General features: G+C 68.4%; 15 protein-coding genes and 1 riboswitch. Of the genes, 7 read left to right on the forward strand and 8 right to left on the reverse strand.

Annotated elements, in window-relative coordinates; genetic code table 11:
• Positions 1-4: 4 nt before the first annotated feature.
• From BKA16_RS17895 to poxB, 3 genes are read left to right on the forward strand one after another with little or no spacing between them, the layout of a single operon-like run.
• Positions 5-625, forward strand: a complete 621-nt coding sequence (locus BKA16_RS17895; protein WP_183371944.1) for a TM7S3/TM198-like domain-containing protein — start codon at positions 5-7, stop codon at positions 623-625.
• A gap of 35 nt (positions 626-660) precedes the next feature.
• On the forward strand, positions 661-4,035 hold the full coding sequence (locus tag BKA16_RS17900) for a DEAD/DEAH box helicase (RefSeq protein ID WP_183371945.1): 3,375 nt from the start codon (positions 661-663) through the stop codon (positions 4,033-4,035).
• Between the two features lie 23 nt (positions 4,036-4,058).
• Positions 4,059-5,792 (forward strand): ubiquinone-dependent pyruvate dehydrogenase, encoded by a 1,734-nt coding sequence (poxB, locus tag BKA16_RS17905; protein WP_183371946.1) that lies wholly within the window; start codon positions 4,059-4,061, stop codon positions 5,790-5,792.
• 34 nt (positions 5,793-5,826) lie between these two features.
• Here the strand turns inward: poxB and BKA16_RS17910 are convergent, their stop codons facing one another.
• Genes BKA16_RS17910 through BKA16_RS17920 form a run of 3 tightly spaced genes read right to left on the reverse strand, consistent with a single transcriptional unit; the run spans position 5,827 to position 8,996 of the window.
• Positions 5,827-7,230 (reverse strand): AMP-binding protein, encoded by a 1,404-nt coding sequence (locus BKA16_RS17910; RefSeq protein WP_183371947.1) that lies wholly within the window; start codon positions 7,228-7,230, stop codon positions 5,827-5,829.
• Positions 7,231-7,240: 10 nt separating this feature from the next.
• Positions 7,241-8,506 carry a deoxyguanosinetriphosphate triphosphohydrolase gene (locus BKA16_RS17915; RefSeq protein ID WP_387996110.1) on the reverse strand — a complete coding sequence of 422 codons (1,266 nt, stop codon included), beginning with the start codon at positions 8,504-8,506 and terminating at the stop codon, positions 7,241-7,243.
• Positions 8,502-8,996 carry a cold shock domain-containing protein gene (locus BKA16_RS17920; RefSeq protein ID WP_183371949.1) on the reverse strand — a complete coding sequence of 165 codons (495 nt, stop codon included), beginning with the start codon at positions 8,994-8,996 and terminating at the stop codon, positions 8,502-8,504. The genes BKA16_RS17915 and BKA16_RS17920 overlap by 5 nt, the downstream gene beginning before the upstream one ends.
• Before the next feature lie 261 nt (positions 8,997-9,257).
• On the opposite strand from BKA16_RS17920, the gene BKA16_RS17925 reads away from it, so the two are divergent.
• The gene (locus tag BKA16_RS17925; RefSeq protein WP_183371950.1) at positions 9,258-10,241 is read left to right on the forward strand and encodes an ATP-binding cassette domain-containing protein; all 984 of its coding nucleotides are present in this window, start codon (positions 9,258-9,260) and stop codon (positions 10,239-10,241) included.
• A gap of 4 nt (positions 10,242-10,245) precedes the next feature.
• Positions 10,246-11,070 (forward strand): ABC transporter permease, encoded by an 825-nt coding sequence (locus BKA16_RS17930; protein WP_183371951.1) that lies wholly within the window; start codon positions 10,246-10,248, stop codon positions 11,068-11,070.
• 7 nt (positions 11,071-11,077) lie between these two features.
• On the opposite strand, the gene BKA16_RS17935 is transcribed toward BKA16_RS17930, so the two are convergent.
• The 5 genes from BKA16_RS17935 to BKA16_RS17955 all read right to left on the reverse strand — a co-directional run bounded on the left by BKA16_RS17935 (position 11,078) and on the right by BKA16_RS17955 (position 18,111).
• Positions 11,078-14,206, reverse strand: coding sequence for an ATP-binding protein (locus BKA16_RS17935; RefSeq protein ID WP_183371952.1), 3,129 nt, complete (start codon positions 14,204-14,206; stop codon positions 11,078-11,080).
• A 32-nt stretch (positions 14,207-14,238) separates the two neighbouring features.
• On the reverse strand, positions 14,239-15,018 hold the full coding sequence (locus BKA16_RS17940) for an ABC transporter ATP-binding protein (protein ID WP_183371953.1): 780 nt from the start codon (positions 15,016-15,018) through the stop codon (positions 14,239-14,241).
• Positions 15,015-16,043, reverse strand: coding sequence for an iron chelate uptake ABC transporter family permease subunit (locus BKA16_RS17945; protein ID WP_183371954.1), 1,029 nt, complete (start codon positions 16,041-16,043; stop codon positions 15,015-15,017). The genes BKA16_RS17940 and BKA16_RS17945 overlap by 4 nt, the downstream gene beginning before the upstream one ends.
• Positions 16,040-17,071 (reverse strand): ABC transporter substrate-binding protein, encoded by a 1,032-nt coding sequence (locus BKA16_RS17950; protein ID WP_183371955.1) that lies wholly within the window; start codon positions 17,069-17,071, stop codon positions 16,040-16,042. Before BKA16_RS17950 ends, BKA16_RS17945 begins: the two co-directional genes overlap by 4 nt.
• Before the next feature lie 57 nt (positions 17,072-17,128).
• Positions 17,129-17,309: riboswitch (cobalamin riboswitch) on the reverse strand.
• A 64-nt stretch (positions 17,310-17,373) separates the two neighbouring features.
• Complete coding sequence (locus tag BKA16_RS17955) at positions 17,374-18,111, reverse strand: hypothetical protein (protein WP_183371956.1); 738 nt, start codon at positions 18,109-18,111, stop codon at positions 17,374-17,376.
• Between the two features lie 202 nt (positions 18,112-18,313).
• Here BKA16_RS17955 and BKA16_RS23950 point away from each other — a divergent pair, with 202 nt between their 5' ends.
• Both BKA16_RS23950 and BKA16_RS17965 read left to right on the forward strand, forming a co-directional pair.
• Entirely contained in the window at positions 18,314-18,511 is a 198-nt protein-coding gene (locus BKA16_RS23950; RefSeq protein WP_183371957.1) for a hypothetical protein, read from the forward strand.
• Entirely contained in the window at positions 18,508-19,359 is an 852-nt protein-coding gene (locus tag BKA16_RS17965; RefSeq protein ID WP_183371958.1) for an SDR family NAD(P)-dependent oxidoreductase, read from the forward strand. The genes BKA16_RS23950 and BKA16_RS17965 overlap by 4 nt, the downstream gene beginning before the upstream one ends.
• The last annotated feature ends 2 nt before the right edge of the window (positions 19,360-19,361 follow it).

Below are 19,361 nucleotides of genomic sequence, written 5' to 3' on the forward strand. Positions count from 1 at the left end.
CCGAATGTCCAACGTTCTGGTCGGTATCGTCGCGGTGCTCGTGGGCGCCGCATTCTGTCTCTACGGCATCGTCGCGATGCGCGTGGTCATCACCGTCTGGGGAGCGTTCGTCGGATTCGGCGTCGGCGCCGGTCTGGTCGCGACTCTCGGCGGCGACGGCTTCCTCACCGGTGCCCTCGGCTGGATCGTCGGGGTCGTCGTCGCCGTCGTATTCGGCCTGCTCGCCTACCTGTACTACGCGGTGGCAGTCCTGCTGATCACGGTCTCGGTGGGCTTCGCGATCGGAGCCGCCCTGATGGTGGCGCTCGGCGTCACCTGGAACTGGGTGATCATCCTGGTCGGGGTGATCGTCGGCGCGCTCCTGGCCGCCGCCGCCCTCGCCGTGAACCTGCCCGCCATCATCTTGATCGTCATCAGCTCACTCGGCGGGGCGACGGCGTTCACCGGCGGCCTGATGCTCCTCACGCACACCCTGCACACCGACGACTTCACTCGCCGCGACATCGCGGTCACGATCGACGACAGCTGGTGGTGGTATCTGATCTGGATCGTGCTCGTCGTCGGCGGCATCCTGGTCCAGGCTCGCATGACCACCACCGACCGGAAGCCGCGCGAGCAGTGGTGATCGTGACCTGAGCACACGGCCTAGTCTGTACGGTGATGCCCAGAACCTCGTGGACCCCGCAGCAGACCACACAGATCCTGACCTTCTTCGACAAGGGCAGTCTGTCGCGCGGGCGCGGGTACGCCCAGTCGGGTCTGGTTCATTCGATCTCCTGGTCCGGCGACACGGTGACGGGTCTGTCGGAGGGCAGCGCCGGTCAGACGTACACGTGCAGCGTCACCGCCCGATTCGACGGTGCCCGCGCTCAGGTTCGAGCTCAGTGCACGTGCCCGGTCCAGACATTCTGCAAACATTGCGTCGCCCTGGTCGTCACCGCCTCCGACAGTGCGCCCGGACCGGCCGCGCAGGCGCCGCCCCCGCCGGCGAGTGCCCTCGAACTCAGCCGGTGGCGTTCCCTCGTCGACGAGATCACGGCCGACAAGACGGCGACGCCGACCACGGACGACGGCCCCGAACTGCCCCTCGGCCTGCAGTTCGCACTCGATCTCGACGCTCGGGGGCGACGCCGTATCGTCGCTCGACCGGTCACACACGGTTCCCGGGGCACCTGGGTCACCACGCGTGTCACATGGAAGTCGCTGCTCACGACGCGCAAGGCCGGTTTCCGCCACGATCCGAAAGCCCGGGAACTCCTCGTCGAGATCGGCAACGCGCTCGCCGCCCGCACGCAGAGATCGACGCCGCCGGCCGAACTGTCGCTGTCGTCGGCTCCGGCTCGCGTCTGGCCCCTCCTGAACCGGGCCGAAGGCGCCGGCATAGCGCTCATCGGCAAGAACGGCTGGGGCCAGCCGCAGACGGTGTCGATCTCGAGCATCACGACCGGACTGCACGTCGAGCGTGCGCAGAGGCACCTCAACATCGGTATCCAGACGTTCGTCGACGGTGATCCGGTCGGTGCCGACCGGGTCCTCCTGCTCGGTGCGCCGAAACCGCACGGCGCGGGTGTCCTGCTCGATCGAACCCTCCACCTGGGGCCGCTGCCCGAGCTGACCGCGTCGGAGACGATGCTGCTCACATCCCGATCCCACGTGTCCGTTCCGGCGAACGAGGTCGACGAGTTCCGCGCCAGGCTCCCGGCTCTGGTCGCCGACCGCGCGGTCTCATTCGGCGACGACGTGTTTCCGCCCGAGGACGTCGACGGACCGTATCCGGTCCTGGTGGTCGACTACACCGCCGACGGCGCCCGCACCCGCTGGGAGGCGGAGTACGTCGCCGACGGCGAGTCCGTTCGCGCACGTCACGACGAACCAGCCAATCCGCACCGAGTCCGCCGCCGCGCGGACGAGAACACCATGTGGTCCGCACTCGGCTCCGAGCTCGCGGCCGTCGCATCGACCTACCGCGGCTGGTTCGACACCACCGCCGAACGACTCCTGCGAGGCATCTATCAGTCGTCCGCGCAGGACGAGATCGCGACGCTCGTGAGCATGCGTGAACGACTCGCCGAGACGACGACCGTCGCCGCCGCACTCGAGTTCCTGCCGATCAGCCAGTTTCTGCGCGACTGGTCGCTCGATCCCGTCGAGGCCGCCGTCCTCACCGGCGACGTACTGCCCGCCCTCGTCGACGGCGGACGGGTCCGTGTCGAGGTGGTCGGCGAGCCACCCGACTACCACCGCCCCGAGGAGCCGCCGGTCCTGCACTTCACCGGGGACTCGAGCACCGACTGGTTCGACCTCGCGATCACCCTCGACGTGGACGGCCACCGGATACCCATCGCCGACGTCATCGCCGCGCTCGCCCAGGGCGAGACGCACATGCTCCTCGCCGACGACACCTACTTCCCGCTCGACACACCCGAGCTCACCACCCTGCGTGAGCGTCTGGCGGAGGCGCGTGAGCTCGGCGATCTCGACGGCGACCGCGTCTCGTCGAGCACCATGAACGTCACGCTGTGGGAGGAACTCCTCGAACTCGGCGTGGTCGACGAACAGCTCGCGGACTGGCGTGATCGACTCACCCGGTTGGCGTCCGCGAAGCCGCCCGCGCCGATCGCCCCTCCCCCGGGCCTGGACGCGCGGCTGCGCAGCTACCAGCAGGACGGACTCGACTGGCTCGCGTTCCTCTGGGACAACCGACTCGGCGGCGTCCTCGCCGACGACATGGGGCTGGGCAAGACCATTCAGACTCTGGCGCTGATTCAACGAGTGATCGACGACGACCCGACCGCGCGGTTCCTCGTGATCGCACCCACCTCGGTGGTCGGGAACTGGGCTGCCGAGGTCGCCCGCTTCGTGCCCGGTCTGGACGCGGCGATCGTCGCCTCCACCGAGAAGCGCGCCGGGACGTCGTTGTCCGACCAGATCGGCGGCGCCCGGATCGTCGTCACCTCGTACGCGTTGCTGCGTATCGACTACGAGGCGTTCGCGGCGATCGAATGGTCGGGCATGGTGCTCGACGAGGCGCAGTTCGTGAAGAACCACGCCTCCAAGACGCATCAGGCCGCTCGACGCCTCCCTGCTCGGTTCAAGCTGGCGATCACCGGAACACCGTTGGAGAACCGGGTGATGGAACTGTGGTCGCTGGTGTCGATCGTCGCACCCGGCCTGTACAGCTCGCCGACGACCTTCAAAGAGCACTTCGCCGATCCCATCGAGAAGGGCGAGGCGCCCGAACGACTCTGTGTGCTGCGCCGTCGTCTGCGTCCGATCATGCTGCGTCGCAACAAATCTCAAGTCCTAGCCGACCTGCCGGAGAAGCAGGAGCAGTTGCTGCCGCTCGACCTCGGGCCACCTCATCGCAAGGTGTACGACACCTTCCTCGCGCGCGAGCGTCAGCGGATGCTCGGCCTGCTCGACGACTGGGAGGGCAACCAGATCGAGATCCTGCGCGCACTCACCCAGCTGCGCCAGCTCAGTCTGCATCCCGGGCTCGTCGATCAGCAGCACGCATCACTCGAATCGACGAAGATCTCGTATCTGGCCGAGCAGATACCGATCCTGACCGCCGAGGGCCACAGTGCGCTGATCTTCTCGAGCTTCACCGGTTTCCTGAGACTCGTTGCGGCGCGGTTCGAGTCGGACGGCGTCGAGTACAGCTACCTGGACGGCACCATGTCGGCGGGCAGACGCGCCGAACAGATCGAGCAGTTCACCGCCGGTCACACCGGTGCGTTTCTGATCAGTCTCAAGGCCGGTGGATTCGGACTCAACCTGACCGCCGCCGACTACTGCTTCATGACGGACCCGTGGTGGAATCCGGCCGCCGAGGCGCAGGCCGTCGACCGTGCGCATCGCATCGGTCAGCAACGTGCCGTCACCGTTTACCGCATGGTCTCGACCGGCACCATCGAGGAGAAGGTCATCGACCTGCAGAACCGCAAACGCGAACTCTTCGACGCGCTGATCGACGACGGCGCCGCGTTCTCCGGGAAGATCACCGCCGCCGACGTGCGCGGGCTGCTGGAGTAGCGGATGCGGCGTACCTTCGAGTCATGGCATACTCCGTCGCTGACCTGATCGTCGACACTGTCGAAGCCGCCGGAGTCGAGAGGGTGTACGGCATCCCCGGCGACTCGCTCAACGGATTCACCGACGCACTGCGCGAGCATCCACGGATCGCCTGGCAGCACGTCCGGCACGAGGAGGCGGCCGCCTTCGCGGCATCGGCCGAGGCAGCGATGACCGGCGGACTCGCCGTCTGCGCCGGCAGCTGCGGCCCGGGCAACCTGCACCTGATCAACGGGCTCTACGACGCACACCGCTCGCGAGTCCCCGTTCTCGCGATCGCCGCGCAGATCCCCGGTTCCATGGTCGGCACCGGCTACTTCCAGGAGACGCACCCGGAGAGCGTGTTCGCCGAATGCAGCACCTACTGCGAGACGATCACCTCGGTCGAGCAACTGCCCGCGGTACTCGACATCGCGCTCCGCACCGCCGTCGAAGAGCGTGGCGTGTCGGTCTTGGTAATCCCCGGCGAACTGTTCCTCGCCGAGATCGAACGCCCCGCGCGCGTCACGCGGATCCGGGCCGCCGAGTCGGTGATCCGGCCGAGTGAGGAGGCGCTCGCGATCGCGGCCGCTCAGCTCAACGAATGCGAACGCGTCACCATCCTGGCCGGAGCGGGCGTCGCAGGCGCTCACGACGAGCTCATCGCACTCGCCGACGCGCTGCAGGCGCCGATCGTGCACGCGCTGCGCGGCAAGGAGTTCGTCGAGTACGACAATCCGTTCGACGTCGGGATGACCGGGCTGTTGGGCTTCTCCTCCGGCTATCGGGCCGTGGAGCACTGCGACAGCCTCGTCATGATCGGCACCGACTTCCCGTACCCGCAGTTCCTGCCGTCGAACGCGTACGTGATCCAACTGGACGTCCGCGGCCGCCAGATCGGCCGTCGCACCCGGGTGGATCTGCCGTTGGTCGGGTCGGCGCGCGACACCCTGCCCGCGTTGACGTCGCTGATCCATTCGGGGCGTGACAGTAAGCACCTGTCCAAGTCCGTCGACCACTACCACCGCACCCGCGCGGGCCTGGACGACCTCGTGACGGCATCCGACCCCGGCGATCCGGTGCATCCTCAGTATGTGACCAGACTGATCTCCGACGGTGCCGACGCGGACGCCGTGTTCGTGCCCGACGTCGGCTCGCCGGTCGTCTGGGCGGCGAGGTATCTGGAGATGAACGGGCGGCGACGCCTCATCGGCTCGTTCAGCCACGGTTCGATGGCCAACGCGCTGCCGCAGGCGATCGGCGTCGCATCGTCATGCCCGGGCCGCCAGGTGGTCGCATTGGCCGGCGACGGCGGTCTGTCGATGCTGTTCGGCGAGCTCCTCACGCTCGTCCAGGCCGAGCTGCCGGTCAAGGTGGTGGTCTACAACAATTCGTCGCTGAACTTCGTCGAGCTGGAGATGAAGGCCGCGGGTTTCGTGAACTTCGGGACCGATCTGACCAATCCCGACTTCGCGCGCGTCGCCGACGCGATCGGCATCCGAGGGTTCCGCGCCACCGACTCGCAGGGACTGTCGGAGACCGTCGACGACTTCCTCTCCCACGACGGTCCGGCACTTCTCGACGTCCGTACCGCCCGTCAGGAACTGTCGATTCCGCCGTCGATCTCCGCCGCTCAGGCGAAGGGCTTCGCCCTCTACGCTCTGCGGACAGTCATGTCCGGGCGCGGTGACGAACTCGTCGACCTCGCCGAGACGAATCTACTGAAGCGACTGTTCTGAGCCGGGCGGGGAGCACGGGAGGCACGCCCCGCGGTCAGGCCCCCTCGAGCAACGCCTTCTTCTGCACTTTCCCCATCGCGTTGCGCGGCAGTCCGTCGACCACTCGGATCTCGCGCGGACGCTTGTGAACCGACAGATCCTTCGCGACCGCATCGATGAGATCGTCCGGCCGTTCGACGTCACCGACGACGAACGCGACGATCCGCTGTCCGAGGTCGTCGTCGGGTACGCCGACGACGGCGGCCTCGCGCACTCCCGGATACGAGAGCAGGATGTGCTCGATCTCGCCCGCACCGATGCGATAGCCGCCGGACTTGATCATGTCGACGGACTCGCGGCCGGCGATCCGGTGGAAGCCGTCCGGATCGATGGCGGCGATGTCGCCGGTACGGAACCAGCCGTCGTCGGTCATCACCTCGGCGGTGGCCTCCGGATTGCCGAGATAGCCGTCGAACAGCGTGGGTCCGGCGAGTTCGAGTTCACCGAGGGTCTCACCGTCGTGCGGGGCGAGCCGCCCGTCCTCGCCGCGGATGCGGGTGCTCACACCCGCGATCGGATGTCCCACCCATCCCGGACGACGTTCGCCGTCGGCACGGATCGACACCGTGATGACGGTCTCGCTCATGCCGTACCGCTCCACCGGAGGTTTTCCGGTCAGTTCGGTGAGCTTCTCGAACACGGGAACGGGCAACGGGGCACTGCCCGAGACGATGAGCCGGGCCGACGAGAGGGCACGCGCCGACTCCGGATCGTCGCACACTCGGCTCCAGACGGTCGGCACACCGAAGTAGAGCGATCCGCCCGCCGCAGCGTATGCGGCCGGAGTGGGGCGAACCGTGTGGATCAGCGGGGAGCCGACGCGCAGCGGTCCGATCATGCCGAGGACCAGTCCGTGGATGTGGAACAGCGGCAACCCGTGGACCACGGTGTCGTCGGACGTCCAGTCCCAGGCGTCGGCGAGTCCGTCTATCGATGCGGCGAGCGCTCGCCGGGGAAGACGGACGCCCTTCGGCCGACCCGTGGTTCCCGAGGTGTAGAGGATGATTCCGATGTCCGACGGATCGGGCTCGACGGTCGGCGCGTCCGCTCGGGCGGTGATGTCGACCTCATGGGTTCCGAGCCCCGACTCGATGGCGCACCCCGGTGCGCACAGCCACATCTGCGCGCCGCTGTCGGAGAGGACGTAATCCCGTTCGGCTCGGCCCGCATCGGCGGGCAGCGGCACCACGGGCACCCCCGCCAGCAACGCGCCGACGACCGCGACCACGGTCTCCATGGACGCGGACCCGTTGACCGCGACCACGTCTCGGCCGACGACCGCATCGGCGACGACCGCCGCGGCGCCGAGCAACTCGCCGCGGGTCAGGGTGACGTCCCCGACCCGGACCGCGTTCCGGTCGAGGTCGTCGGTCAGCGATGTCAGCAACGGTCCCTGCACGGATGTCCTCCTACCCGAGGTGCGCCTGCACCTCGGCACTCGACTTGTCCAGGCGTTCCAGACGCCCTTCGGTCATGGATGCTATCTGGTCGACGACGACGCGAATCCGCTCGTCGTCGGTCTGCGCGCGCTTCCAGCGCGCGGCGAAGAACGGATCGAGGCCGCCGGGCGAGGTCACCAGCAGCATCTCGGCGACACGGTGGATGCGCTCACGTTGACGGTCCTGACGGGCGCGATGCCGGGCATCGGAGAAGATGAACCGTAGAGCCAGAGTCTTGAGGACCGCGACCTCGGCGGCCACGTCGTCGGGCACGCACAGATCCGCGTCGTATCGACAGACCGGCCGCCCGTCGACCGCCGCGCGCGTCGACCTCACCGCGGTCGTCGCGAACCGCCCGATCAGCTCGGAGGTGAGCCGCTTGAGCCGCACCGACGAGTCGAGCGAACCGTCGAACTCGCCCAACGCGACGACGATGTCCATCTCGGACAGGCGCTGTGCGGCGTCGACCAGCGGTGCCGGATCGTCGCCGCCGAAGTACTTCATGCCGAGCTGCGCGAGCTCGGTCTGGTCATCGGGAGAACCCAACTGCCGCAGATCGATACGGCCACCGATCACGCCGTCTTCGAGGTCGTGCACCGAATAGGCGACGTCGTCGGACCAGTCCATGACTTGCGCTTCGAGGCACCGCCTGCCGTCGGGCGCACCCGCGCGCACCCACGCCAGGGCTCCCGCGTCTTCGACATATGCCCCGTACTTGGTGCCGGGAGCCGCCCGCGACCACGGGTACTTGAGCGTCGAGTCGAGCGATGCCCGAGTCAGGTTGAGCCCGGCGCTCTCACCGTCGGGCAGCAGGACCTTCGGCTCCAACGCCGTGAGAATGCGCAGGTTCTGCGCATTCCCTTCGAAGCCGCCGTGATCGCGCGCGACCTCTTCGAGTGCCCGCTCACCGTTGTGGCCGTACGGCGGGTGTCCGATGTCGTGGGCCAGACCGGCGAGCTCCACCAGGTCCGGATCGCAGCCCAGCCCCTCGGCGATACCGCGGCCGATCTGGCCGACCTCCAACGAGTGCGTCAGCCGTGTGCGAGGATTGTCGCCCTCACGCGGCCCGACCACCTGCGTCTTGTCCGCGAGGCGTCGCAGCGCCGCCGAGTGCAGCACGCGGGCGCGGTCGCGGGAGAAGTCGCTCCGATGACCTCCGGAGTCGGCGTCGGCGAGCTTGCGCCCTTCGCCGACCATCCGCTCCACATCATGAGCGACATAGCCCGACGAATTAATCGTTCGACCACCCGCGAGTGGATGCCAGATCGAGGATGCGCGAGCGGATCGAGGTGATCTGGCGGGCGGTCAGATCCGGCGACGAGTCGAGCAGCAGCTCGGTGATCTCGTTGAACAGCGGTCCACCCGAGTGCCGCGGACGACGCGGGCCGCGGTCGTCGCGACCGCCCCGATCGTTGCGGTCGAAGCGATCACGGCGTTCGCCGCGATCGCGGTCGCCGAATTTGCCGCGGTTGTCCTCGCGGCGGTGGGCGCGCTCGGCGGCGGGGTCGCCTGCCGGGGCCTCCTCGGTGACCTTCACGTTGGTGGCCTTGGAGCCACGATCGGTGCTCTCGACGTCGAACTCCACGACCGCGCCCGGGCGCAGCAGGTTCTCGTCGATGCTGATGTCGTTGATGTGCAGGAACACGTCGTCCCCGCCGTCCTCCGGTGCCAGGAATCCGAACCCGCGATTCGAGTCGAAATGCACAACCTTGCCGCTGACAGCCACCGCAAACTCACTCTCTGTTGAACGCCCACACCGCGGACCCCTTGCCCGCGCGACGCACACTGCCGTCTACTATGCCTCATCGACCGCCGCCGTCACAGGTGAAACGGCTGGTCTGGGGCGTATCTCTCACTGTCGTCTCGAGTGACCGGCGGATCGGGTGGGCCGTCGACCGTGAGCGGTTCTCCGGCTCGACGTCCGGACGACAGATCCGTGTAAGACGACGACAGTCCGACGACAGATCGGTCGTGCATCGTCGTCGGCATGACTACGACACTCTCGGCTTCGACCGCCGCAACCCGTCAGGGGCCGTCCGCCGATCTCGCGATCGACGCGCACGGTCTCGTCAAACACTTCGGATCCACGAAAGCCGTCGACGGCGTCGACCTGACCGTCCCGACCGGCTCGGTCTACGGCGTGCTCGGCCCCAACGGCGCGGGAAAGACCACCACGGTCAGCATGCTCGCCACCCTCCTTCGACCCGACGCCGGCCACGCGACGATCTTCGGTCACGACGTGGTGGAGGACGCCGTGACCGTCCGATCGCTGATCGGCGTGACCGGCCAGTACGCGTCCGTCGACGAAGACCTCAGCGCCCGACAGAACCTCATGCTGTTCGGCCGGCTGCTCGGCAAGTCGCGGGCGCAGTGCCGGTCGCGCGCGGACCAGCTCCTCGCCGACTTCGCGCTCGAAGAGGCGGCGGACCGTCCGCTCAAGGACTTCTCCGGCGGCATGCGACGACGCCTCGACCTCGCGGCGAGCCTGGTCGACACTCCCCCGCTGCTGTTCCTCGACGAGCCGACCACCGGACTCGACCCGCGCACCCGCGCCCAGATGTGGGAGACCATCCGCACCCTCGTCGCCGACGGCTGCACAGTCCTGCTGACCACCCAGTACCTCGACGAGGCCGATCAGCTCGCCGATCGGATCGCGGTGATCGATCGCGGTCGCGTGATCGCCGACGGTACGGCCGACGAACTCAAGCAGTCCGTCGGCACGAGCACCCTGACCCTCACCCCGATCGATCGCGACCACGCGGTCACCATCGCCGAACTCGCCGAATCGGTGCTCGGCGCCACCGCGACCCTGTCCGCCGAGGCCGGTCGAGTCACCGCGCCGCTGCACCGACAGGATCTGGTCCCCGACCTCCTCATCGCGCTACGTGATCACGGGATCACAGTCGACGAGATCACCGTCTCCAAGCCGAGTCTGGACGAAGTGTTCCTGACCATCACCGGAAAGGCCTGACACCATGACGACCACCGCGCCCACCGCCTCCATCGGCGTCGACGCCGTCCGCGAGACTCGCCGATCGATCTCGTTGACCGACACCGCCGCACAATCGTTCTCATTCGCCCACCGCGGGCTCATCAAGATCGCCCGCAACCCCGAACAGCTCTTCGACGTCGTCCTCCAGCCGATCATCTTCACGCTGATGTTCACCTACATCTTCGGCGGTGCGATCAGCGGCGATATCGCCGGATACCTGCCGGTGATCATCCCCGGCATCCTCGTCCAGACGGTCATCACCGCGTCGATCGTCACCGGAACTCAGCTCCGCGAGGACATGAACAAGGGCGTGTTCGACAGGTTCCGCGCCCTGCCGATCGCCCGGATCAGTCCGCTCGCCGGTGCGCTACTGGCCGACGTGGTCCGCTATCTGATCGCGACCGTCATCACGTTCTCGGTGGGAGTGGCGATGGGCTGGCGGCCCGAACCCGTCGGCGTCCTCGCATCGATTCTGCTGATCCTGGTGTGCAGCTTCGCCGTCTCCTGGATCTTCGCGCTCATGGGCTGCATCATGAAGAAGGCGTCCGCGGTGCAAGGCGTCTCGATGCTCGTCCTGTTCCCGCTGACGTTCATGTCGAACGCCTTCGTCCCCGTCGACACGATGCCCGGCTGGTTGCAGTCGTTCGTGAACGTCAACCCGATCAGCCACATCGTCACCGCGATCCGCGAACTGTGCAACGAGGGACACGTCGGGACGCACGTCGTCTGGAGTCTGGTGGGGGCAGTCGTCATCACCGCGGTGTTCGCACCGCTCGCCGTCCGCGCCTACATCCGCAACGCCAAGTAGACACGGGTCAGCGCTCGGCGAGGAGTTCGGTCGCCTCGTCGAGCGCCCGTCTGCGCGGCATCGCGTCCACCTCGGCACGCAATGCCGTCCAGGCGTCGGCGTCCATCCCGGACAGCAGCGGCGCGTCGACCAGCAGCTCGTGCAGGGCCGGATAGTCGTGTCGTGCACCGAGACGCAGGGCCAGCGCCATGCGCCGGGCGCCGGCCTCGTCGCCGGGCGACTCCAGACAGGTCAGCACACCGGACTCGAAGACGACACCCGCCGTCTGCGGGACGTCGATCCACCCGACGTCGGAGCGATGCTCGACGATGGGCGTCACAAGCTCGGCCAGGTAGACGTGCGCCCGATCGAGCGCGCCGACACGGATCATCCCGGCGACGGCGGCACTGACCACGCCGATCACCCCCGGATCGCGTCGTTCGGTCGATTCGGCACCGACGAGCAGGTCCGCCGACTGCCCCAGCAGCGTCGCGATGTCGTCGTTCGACGCCGTTCCCGACAGTCGCTGGTACTCGCCGAGGACGGTCATCATCCCGGCGAGCGACTCCGGTCCGCCCTGCGGTGTCGGATCGCCGGGCTTCCACCCGTCGGTCAGATCGTCGAGCCGTTCACGCGCCTCGTCCAGCCGGCCGAGAGCCAGCAGTGACGCGACGATGTACGCGCCCACCTGCTGGGCGTCGTCGACGGCCCCGAGTTCGTCGAATCGTTCCACGGTGCGCTCGTAGAGGACCAACGCCTGCTCCCACTGTCCGCGCTGACCCAGCAGGCTGGCCGTGGTCATGTCGGTCATCGCCGCGGTGAACGAGTCCGGCCTTCCCGCCAGACGCGCCACCTCGATGCTGTCGCGCAGCGCACCGTCGAGATCGCCGATGTTCTCCCGGATGTTGAAGCGGATGCTCAGGGCCGCCCACCGGACGAGGTCCGGGCGACCCGGCTGCAGACCGCGCAGGACGATTCGGTAGGCGGCGGGCATCCGTCTGGTCGAGAGCAACGCGACCAGGAAGTCGACCGGGTCGAGGTAGGTCCGGTCCGGTCTGGTCAGGCGACGCAGCATCCACGACGCCCGGGCCATCGAGCGCAGGTTCCCGACGGGCAGGACGTGCGCGGCCGCCACGACAGCGGTCAACTGCCAGGGTTCCCGGAGTCGCTCGTCGTCGCGTCGCGGAATCGGCAACGCGTCGATCACACGCACCGCCCACGCCGCCGCCTCCGCGTGCAGACCGCGGCTGGCCCAGAACACGGCGATCACCGGGAAGACCGTCACGACGGTCTCGACGGCGTCGCCGCGCGGCGCATCGTCCACGGCCTGCCGGAGCACCCACACGAGGTTCTCGACGTCGCCGACGACCTCGGCCACCAGCTCGCGGTCGGGCACCTGACGGTAGCGGCCGCGGACGTCGTCGCACAGATCGCGGGCCCACTCCGACATCGCGGCCACCACCTCGGCGCGCTCGCCCGCGGCGACGAGTTCCGCCTCGCCGAACTCGCGGACCATCTCGAGCATGCGATAGCGGGTGCGTCCGTCGAGATCGTACGCACGCAGCAGAGACTGGTCGCCGAGCGCCTGCAGCGCGTCCATCAGCGCCGCGCCCCGCATTCCGGTGGCTGCCGCCGCCGCGGCGACGGTGAACCCGTTCGGGAACAGGCACGTGCGTCGCAGCGCGACGCGGGCGTCGTCGTCGAGCAGGTCCCAACTCCAGTCGATGACCGCTTCGAGGGTGCGATGGCGGTCGGGGGCCGTGCGGTCCGCCGACCGGAGCAACGCGAACCGCTCGGTCAGCCCCGCTGCGATCTCATCGACGCTCATCACCCGGATGCGGGCGGCCGCGAGTTCGATCGCGAGCGGCAACCCGTCGAGTTGGCCGCACAAGTCGGCGACGGCGGCGGGATCGAGCACGGCGTCCGGACGCACCGATCGTGCTCGTCGAGTGAACAGTTCGGCGCCCGGCGAGTCGTCGCCCGTCGTCGGCAGGACGGGCAGCTGGTACACCTGCTCGGCGGCGATGAGCAGCGGCGACCGACTCGTCACGAGCACGCGCAGGTCGGGCAGCGCGCCGACCAGCGAGTCGACGAGCTGCGCACAGGCGTCGATCACCTGCTCGCAGTTGTCCAGTATGAGGAGCGTGTCGCCGCCGCGTAGCGCATCGCCGAGCCGTTCGGACAGATCCGGCGCGAACGGCCTCGGCAACGACGACGTCCGGACATCCGACTCGCCGACGCCGAGGGCCGCCGCCACCGCGCCGATCAGGTCGGCTTCGGCACGGACCGCGGCGAGCAGGACGACGTGAACCGACGTGCCGCCGGCCGCGAGCCGGTCGCCGACCACCTGCGCGATGGAGGTCTTGCCCACGCCGCCCGGCCCCTGAACCGTCACCACCGAATGGGCGTCGAGCAGATCGGTCAGCGCCGCCACGTCGAGGTCGCGGCCGATCAACGTCTCGGTCTTGGGCCGTCGACGGCTCCGTCGGGTGTCGGCGCCCCCGGACAACAGCCGGGTGTTGAGCTCCGCCGCCTCCTCGCCCGGGTCGGCGCCGAGTTCCACGGCCAGGGTGCGTCGGAGTCGGGCGAATACGGCGAGGGCCTCGGCTGTGCGGCCGGCACCCGCCATGGCCCGCATCAACGCGACGTGCGCGGTCTCATCGAGCGGATCCGCGGCCGCCCGAGCCGACGCGATCTCCTCCGCGACGCGATGATCGCCCGCCGCCAGTGCGTCGTGCATGCGGCGCTCGTCGATCCGAGCACGGAGGCGGTCCGCGTCCGCCCGGACCTCGTCGGGCGGATCGCCTCGGAAGTAGGCCGCGGCCGCCGCCGGATCCCCGTCCGCGAGTGCCTGTTCGGCGAGGACGAGGTCGGTGACGACCACGCCGAGGCGATACCGCCCGTCCGATCCGACGACGTCGACCAACGACCGCAGTCGGGAGAGCTGCGTGTGCAGCGCTGCCTGTGGCGACTTGGGAGTGTCCCCACCCCAGACCTGCTCGATCAGATGATCGCTCGACACCGGTCGCCGCGCGAGAGCCAACGCGGTGAGCAGTCGCTGTGCGCGCACACCGGGCACGGCGCGACCGTCGACGGTGACCGGCCCCAGTAGTCCGATCACCGGCGTGTGACGCTGAGCAGAGGGGTCCGGTGACATCGCTACCAGGGTAGTACGAGCCGACGAGGTCTCTACGACGGCGAACCGTCGCGATCCACGCGCACCCAGACTCCGTCGTCGTCGACGATGCGCGCCTGAACACCGAAGACATCGCCGATCATCGACTCGGTGATCGTCTGCGACGGCGGCCCCTCACCGACCACGCGTCCGGCGGAGAGCACGACGATGCGGTCGCAGAACATGGTCGCCAGGTTCAGATCGTGCAGGGCGATGATCGCGGACGCGTCGGTGTCCGCTACGTGCGCGGCGACCAGTTCCATCAGACTGAGCTGATATTTGATGTCGAGGTGATTCGTCGGCTCGTCGAAGATCATCACCTGCGGCTCCTGGACGAACGCCCGCGCGATCTGCACGCGCTGTCGTTCACCGCCCGAGAGGGAACCGTAGTGCTCGTCGAGCATGCCGTCGATCTCGGTCTCCCGCGCGACCGTCTCGATGATCTTTCGGTCGCGGGCCGAGCCGACCGTCCAACTCCGACGATGCGGTGTCCGCCCCAACTCGAGTACGTCGCTCACGGTCGGGTTCTGATCGGTGGTGGCCGCCTGCTCGACGAACGCCACGCTCTGCGCCACGGTGCGACGAGGCAGCGACCCGATCGCGGTGCCGTCGAGGAAGACCGTCCCCGTCGCGGGCCTGCGCAGGCCCGCGAGCAGCCGCAGCAACGACGACTTGCCCGATCCGTTGGGCCCGATCAGCCCGACGACCTCGCCCGGCGACACCCGCAGGTCGACGTCGGACAGGATCGTGCGACGCCCCGCACTCCAGCCGACTCCGTCGGCGCGCAGAATCATCGGCGCCCCTGACGGATCAGGACCAGTACGAACATCGGCACGCCGACGATCGCGGTGATCACTCCGATCGGCAGTTCGCGCGGAGCGATCACGACCCGGCCCGCGACGTCGGCCCACACGAGGAACAGGGCGCCGATGATCGCCAGGGTCGGCATCATCACGCGGTGGCGGACGCCGACGATCGCACGTGCGGCGTGCGGCAGCACCAGCCCGACGAAGCCGATCGCGCCCGAGACGCTCACCACCACCGCGGTGATCGACGCCGTCACGCACAGCAGCAGCAGACGAGTGCGCGCGACGTTCACTCCGAGCGATGCGGCCGCGTCGTTGCCGAACGCGAATGCGTCCAGCGCCCCCGACGACAGCAGGCAGATCGCCAGTCCGAGGATCGTCGCCGTACCGCACACGGCGACTTCGGTCCACGACGGTGACGAGAGTGAGCCCAGCAGCCAGAACAAGACGCCGCGCGTCTGCTCGGCGTCGGCTGAGGTGTAGACGATGAACGAGGTGAGCGCCGAGAACAGCTGAGTGGCCGCTATACCCGCGAGAACCACGCGGTCGGTGGTCCCGCCCGCCAGCCTCGCCAACAGCAGGACCAGTGCGAATGCGGCCAACGCTCCGAGGAAGGCACCGCCCGCCATGCCGATGACTCCCGCGCCGAATCCGAGCAGGATCACCGAGACCGCACCGACCGAGGCGCCCGAGGACACGCCGAGGACGAAGGGGTCGGCGAGCGGATTGCGCAGCAGAGACTGCAGGACGCCGCCGCACACCGCGAGTCCGGCGCCGCAGGCCGCGGCCAGCACCGACTGTGGGAGCCGCAGCTTCCAGATGATCGACTCCTGCAGCTTCGACAGCCCGGAGCTCCCGCCGAACAACTCGGCGCGCACCGACGACGCGACATCGGAGAATCCGAGGTCCGACGGTCCGATGGTGATGGCGAATCCGATGGAGATCGACAGCAGTACCAGTCCGCCGAGCCATAGGGCGGCGACGGCGGACGGGTGAGACTGCAGTCGCGTCACTTACTCAGACCGAGCTCGCGCAGACCGTCGGCGACGTTCTGGACGCCGTAAGCGGTGCGCAGCGACGGATTCATCTCCGCACCGGTGGCGATGATGTAGCGCTTGTTCTTGACCGCGTCCATCTCGCGGGTCACCGGGTTCGACTCGAGGAAGTCGATCTTCTTCTGCGCCGACTCGCCGGACTGGATGTCGCGGGTCAGGTTGCCGATCACCAGGACCTGCGGATTCCTGCTGGCGACTTCCTCCCAGCTGATCTGCGGCCACTCGTCGCGTGTGTCGTCGAAGACGTTCTTGAGACCGAGCTCGCGGGAGATGACGCCGGGCGCACCGCAGCAGCCGGCCATATAGGGCGACTCCGAGTCGGAGAACCAGTACAGCACCGTCGTGCCCTGCGCGTGCACCGAGTCGGCGGCGGTCGCCACTCGCTTCTTCAGATCCGCGACGACCTCGGCGGCTCTGTCGGAGGTTCCGGTGAGCTCACCGAGCTGGGTGATCTCCTTGTAGACGAGATCGAGCGTGAAATCGGTGCTGCGCGATCCGTCGCCGCCGGTGTCGTCCTTGCCCTCGCAGTCGGACGGTGCGAGGTACGTCGGGACGCCCAACTCGGTGAACCGCGACCGCGGCGCCGTTCCACCCTTGTCGAACGTCGACGAGAACGACGCCGTCACCAGGTCAGGATCCTCGGCCAGGACCGATTCGAACGACGGCCAGTCGTTCGAGATCCGCTTGACCTTGTCGTTCTCCTCAGCGAGGGACGGCAGGACGGGGTCGGTCCACGTCGCCGTCCCCGCCATCCGGTCGGCGAGACCGAGCGACAACAGCGCCTCGGTCGTGCCCTGGTTCAGCGAGACGATGCGCTGCGGCGGCGCGTCGACCGTCACCTGCTCACCGCAGTTCGCGAGCGAGACGGGAAATCCCTCGGCGGTCGAGTGCGGCGACGAGTCGTCCGACGACCCGCATCCGGCGAGGAGTGCGACGGAGCCGGCGAGCGCGACGGCTCCGGCCAGGATTCGGCGAGGGTGAGGCATGGTGTCCTTCGGGCCGCGAGCTGTGGAACGCGAAGCTCGTCTGCGGATCGGCGCGGGAGTGCTCCCGCGCGAGCCAGCAGGTCTTCGGACTCGAGGTCTGCCGCTGTCGGACGTCTTCCCAGGCCGTTACCCAGTGACATGTGTCCGACGCGTCGCTCTCACCGCTGCGCGTCAGTCCCGGACTCGCACCGGGTTCCCTGCCCGACTCGTCGGGCACGCTGGCGAGGCAATCGTAACTTTTCGCCGTGAGACGACTGTGCCCGGGACCACCCGACGGTGGTCCCGGGCACAGTGGAGGTCGGCTACTTCGCCGTCGCGATGCCCAGCGACGGGAAGAAGAAGCACGTGGCATCGCCCTTCTTCACCGTTCCGTAGATGGCGGAGAGGACCGTGCCGGAGCCGGTGTCGACCAGGCCTGCCCTGACTCCGTTATTGGGGATCAGATTCAGCGCGGGCGTCAGCGTGGATTCGATGACCGGCTTGGCGATGGCTGCCAGACCGAGGACGTCGGACTCGGCGATCCGCTTGTTGACCGCATCGAGGATGATGTCGGTGACGCCGCCCATCGGCTCCCCGAGACCGCCCTTGAACGTGTTCACGTTGAACCACGCGACTCTCATCCCGGACTTGTCGCCGGAGTCGTTGATCAGACCGGTCGGCACGAAACCGTAAAGGACTTCCCCCTTCTTCACCGCGTTCAGGTCGATGTCGCCGACCAGCGGGACCTCGACCGTCAAGTCGCCGACGCCCGGGGTGTACGGACCTGCGACGGCACCGCCCGCCGCGAGGGACAGACTGAAGTCAGTGCACAGACCGACAGTCGGTGTGAACGGCGTGATTCCCAACTGGTTGAGAACCTTGTTCGCCGCTTCGATCCCGTCGATGACCGATGCCGCATCCGTCGGCTGTATCGCATCCAGTGCGTTCTTCGCGGCGACGGCGTCGGAGCTGGGCGCGGCGTGTGCCGCGGGTGCGCCGATCGCACCGCCGAGCAACGCGGCGGACGCTGCGACTGCGGCGAGGGCAAGACGAATCTTCATTACGGGCTCCTGTGCCTGGGACGACGTTGGGCGGACACGAGACTCCCATCCGCAACTCCAAACACTGCCTGTTTCTCAGGTTCTTCTCAAGTGCTCCGATGGTCTCGAATCGGTGACGATATCGATGCCTCGCCGAGTGTGGCATAGTGAGGTCGATTACTAGAACACGTTTCAGTATTGCCGACTCGAAGGAGCGCCACCGATGAGCAGGACGCGTCGCGACCCGGGCGCACGTCTGCCCGCGGCGGCCCGGATCCCGGCACCGGAGGTGACCGACGGCCGCATACCGCGTCTCCGGGACCGCGAACCCGCGGTCACCACCGACACCGGCGGTTCCGCGAACGACGCGCTCACCGTCGTCGCGACCCGTCGGCGAGCCGGCGGACAGGAGCAACCGTGACCGAGCAGAGGATCGTCGTCGTCACCGGAGCCTCGCGTGGAGCGGGCAAGGGCATCGCCCTCGCGCTCGGCGCGGCGGGCGACGTCGTGTACGTGACCGGCCGAACGACGACGCCCGGCGCATCCGATCTCCCGGGTACGGTCGCCGACACCGCGGCCGAGGTGACCCGGCGCGGCGGAACCGGCGTCCCGGCGATCGTCGACCACGCCGACGACGCCCAGGTCGCCGCCCTCGTCGACCGGGTCCGCGACGAGCACGGCCGCATCGACATCCTGGTCAACAACGCGATCGCACTGCCGCGCGCACTGACCCGGAAGGGCCCCTTCTGGGAGAAGCCGTTGAACCTCACCGACCTGTTCGACGTCGGCATGCGCTCGGCGTACGTCTGCACGTACTACGCGGCGCCGCTGATGGCGCCCGGCGGCCTCGTCGTCAACACGTCGTCGTTCGGCGGCACGGCGTACATGCACGGTCCCGCCTACGGCGCCGCGAAGGCCGCCGTCGACAAGATGGCGCACGACATGGCCGTCGACTTCCGCCCGTTCGACGTCGCCGTCGTCTCGCTGTGGATGGGACTGCTCAAGACCGAACGGACCGTGGCCGCCTTCGACGCGCACCCCGAGATGTACTCGGGACTCGCCGCGACGGCCGAATCGGTCGAGTTCCCCGGCCGCATCATCGACGCCCTGCACCGCCACCGTTCGCGAATGGAACGCAGCGGCCGCGTGCTGATCGGCGCCGAGGTCGCACAGGACCTGGGCGTCACAGACGTCGACGGCAATCGGCCGCCGTCGCACCGCGCGTTCCTCGGCGACCCGCCGGCCTTCAGCGACGCCGTCGTAGAGTGACC

It is taken from the genome of Gordonia humi (assembly GCF_014197435.1).
In the GTDB taxonomy this organism is placed as follows: domain Bacteria; phylum Actinomycetota; class Actinomycetes; order Mycobacteriales; family Mycobacteriaceae; genus Gordonia; species Gordonia humi.

What these genes read in the sequence shown, in the direction of transcription:
- BKA16_RS17895 (WP_183371944.1), top strand. Translation starts at nt 5, where the DNA reads ATGTCCAACGTTCTGGTCGGTATCGTCGCGGTGCTCGTGGGCGCCGCA.
- BKA16_RS17900 (WP_183371945.1), top strand. Translation starts at nt 661, where the DNA reads ATGCCCAGAACCTCGTGGACCCCGCAGCAGACCACACAGATCCTGACC.
- poxB (WP_183371946.1), top strand. Translation starts at nt 4,059, where the DNA reads ATGGCATACTCCGTCGCTGACCTGATCGTCGACACTGTCGAAGCCGCC.
- BKA16_RS17925 (WP_183371950.1), top strand. Translation starts at nt 9,258, where the DNA reads ATGACTACGACACTCTCGGCTTCGACCGCCGCAACCCGTCAGGGGCCG.
- BKA16_RS17930 (WP_183371951.1), top strand. Translation starts at nt 10,246, where the DNA reads ATGACGACCACCGCGCCCACCGCCTCCATCGGCGTCGACGCCGTCCGC.
- BKA16_RS17935 (WP_183371952.1), bottom strand. Translation starts at nt 14,206, where the DNA reads ATGTCACCGGACCCCTCTGCTCAGCGTCACACGCCGGTGATCGGACTA.
- BKA16_RS17940 (WP_183371953.1), bottom strand. Translation starts at nt 15,018, where the DNA reads ATGATTCTGCGCGCCGACGGAGTCGGCTGGAGTGCGGGGCGTCGCACG.
- BKA16_RS17950 (WP_183371955.1), bottom strand. Translation starts at nt 17,071, where the DNA reads ATGCCTCACCCTCGCCGAATCCTGGCCGGAGCCGTCGCGCTCGCCGGC.
- BKA16_RS17955 (WP_183371956.1), bottom strand. Translation starts at nt 18,111, where the DNA reads ATGAAGATTCGTCTTGCCCTCGCCGCAGTCGCAGCGTCCGCCGCGTTG.
- BKA16_RS23950 (WP_183371957.1), top strand. Translation starts at nt 18,314, where the DNA reads ATGAGCAGGACGCGTCGCGACCCGGGCGCACGTCTGCCCGCGGCGGCC.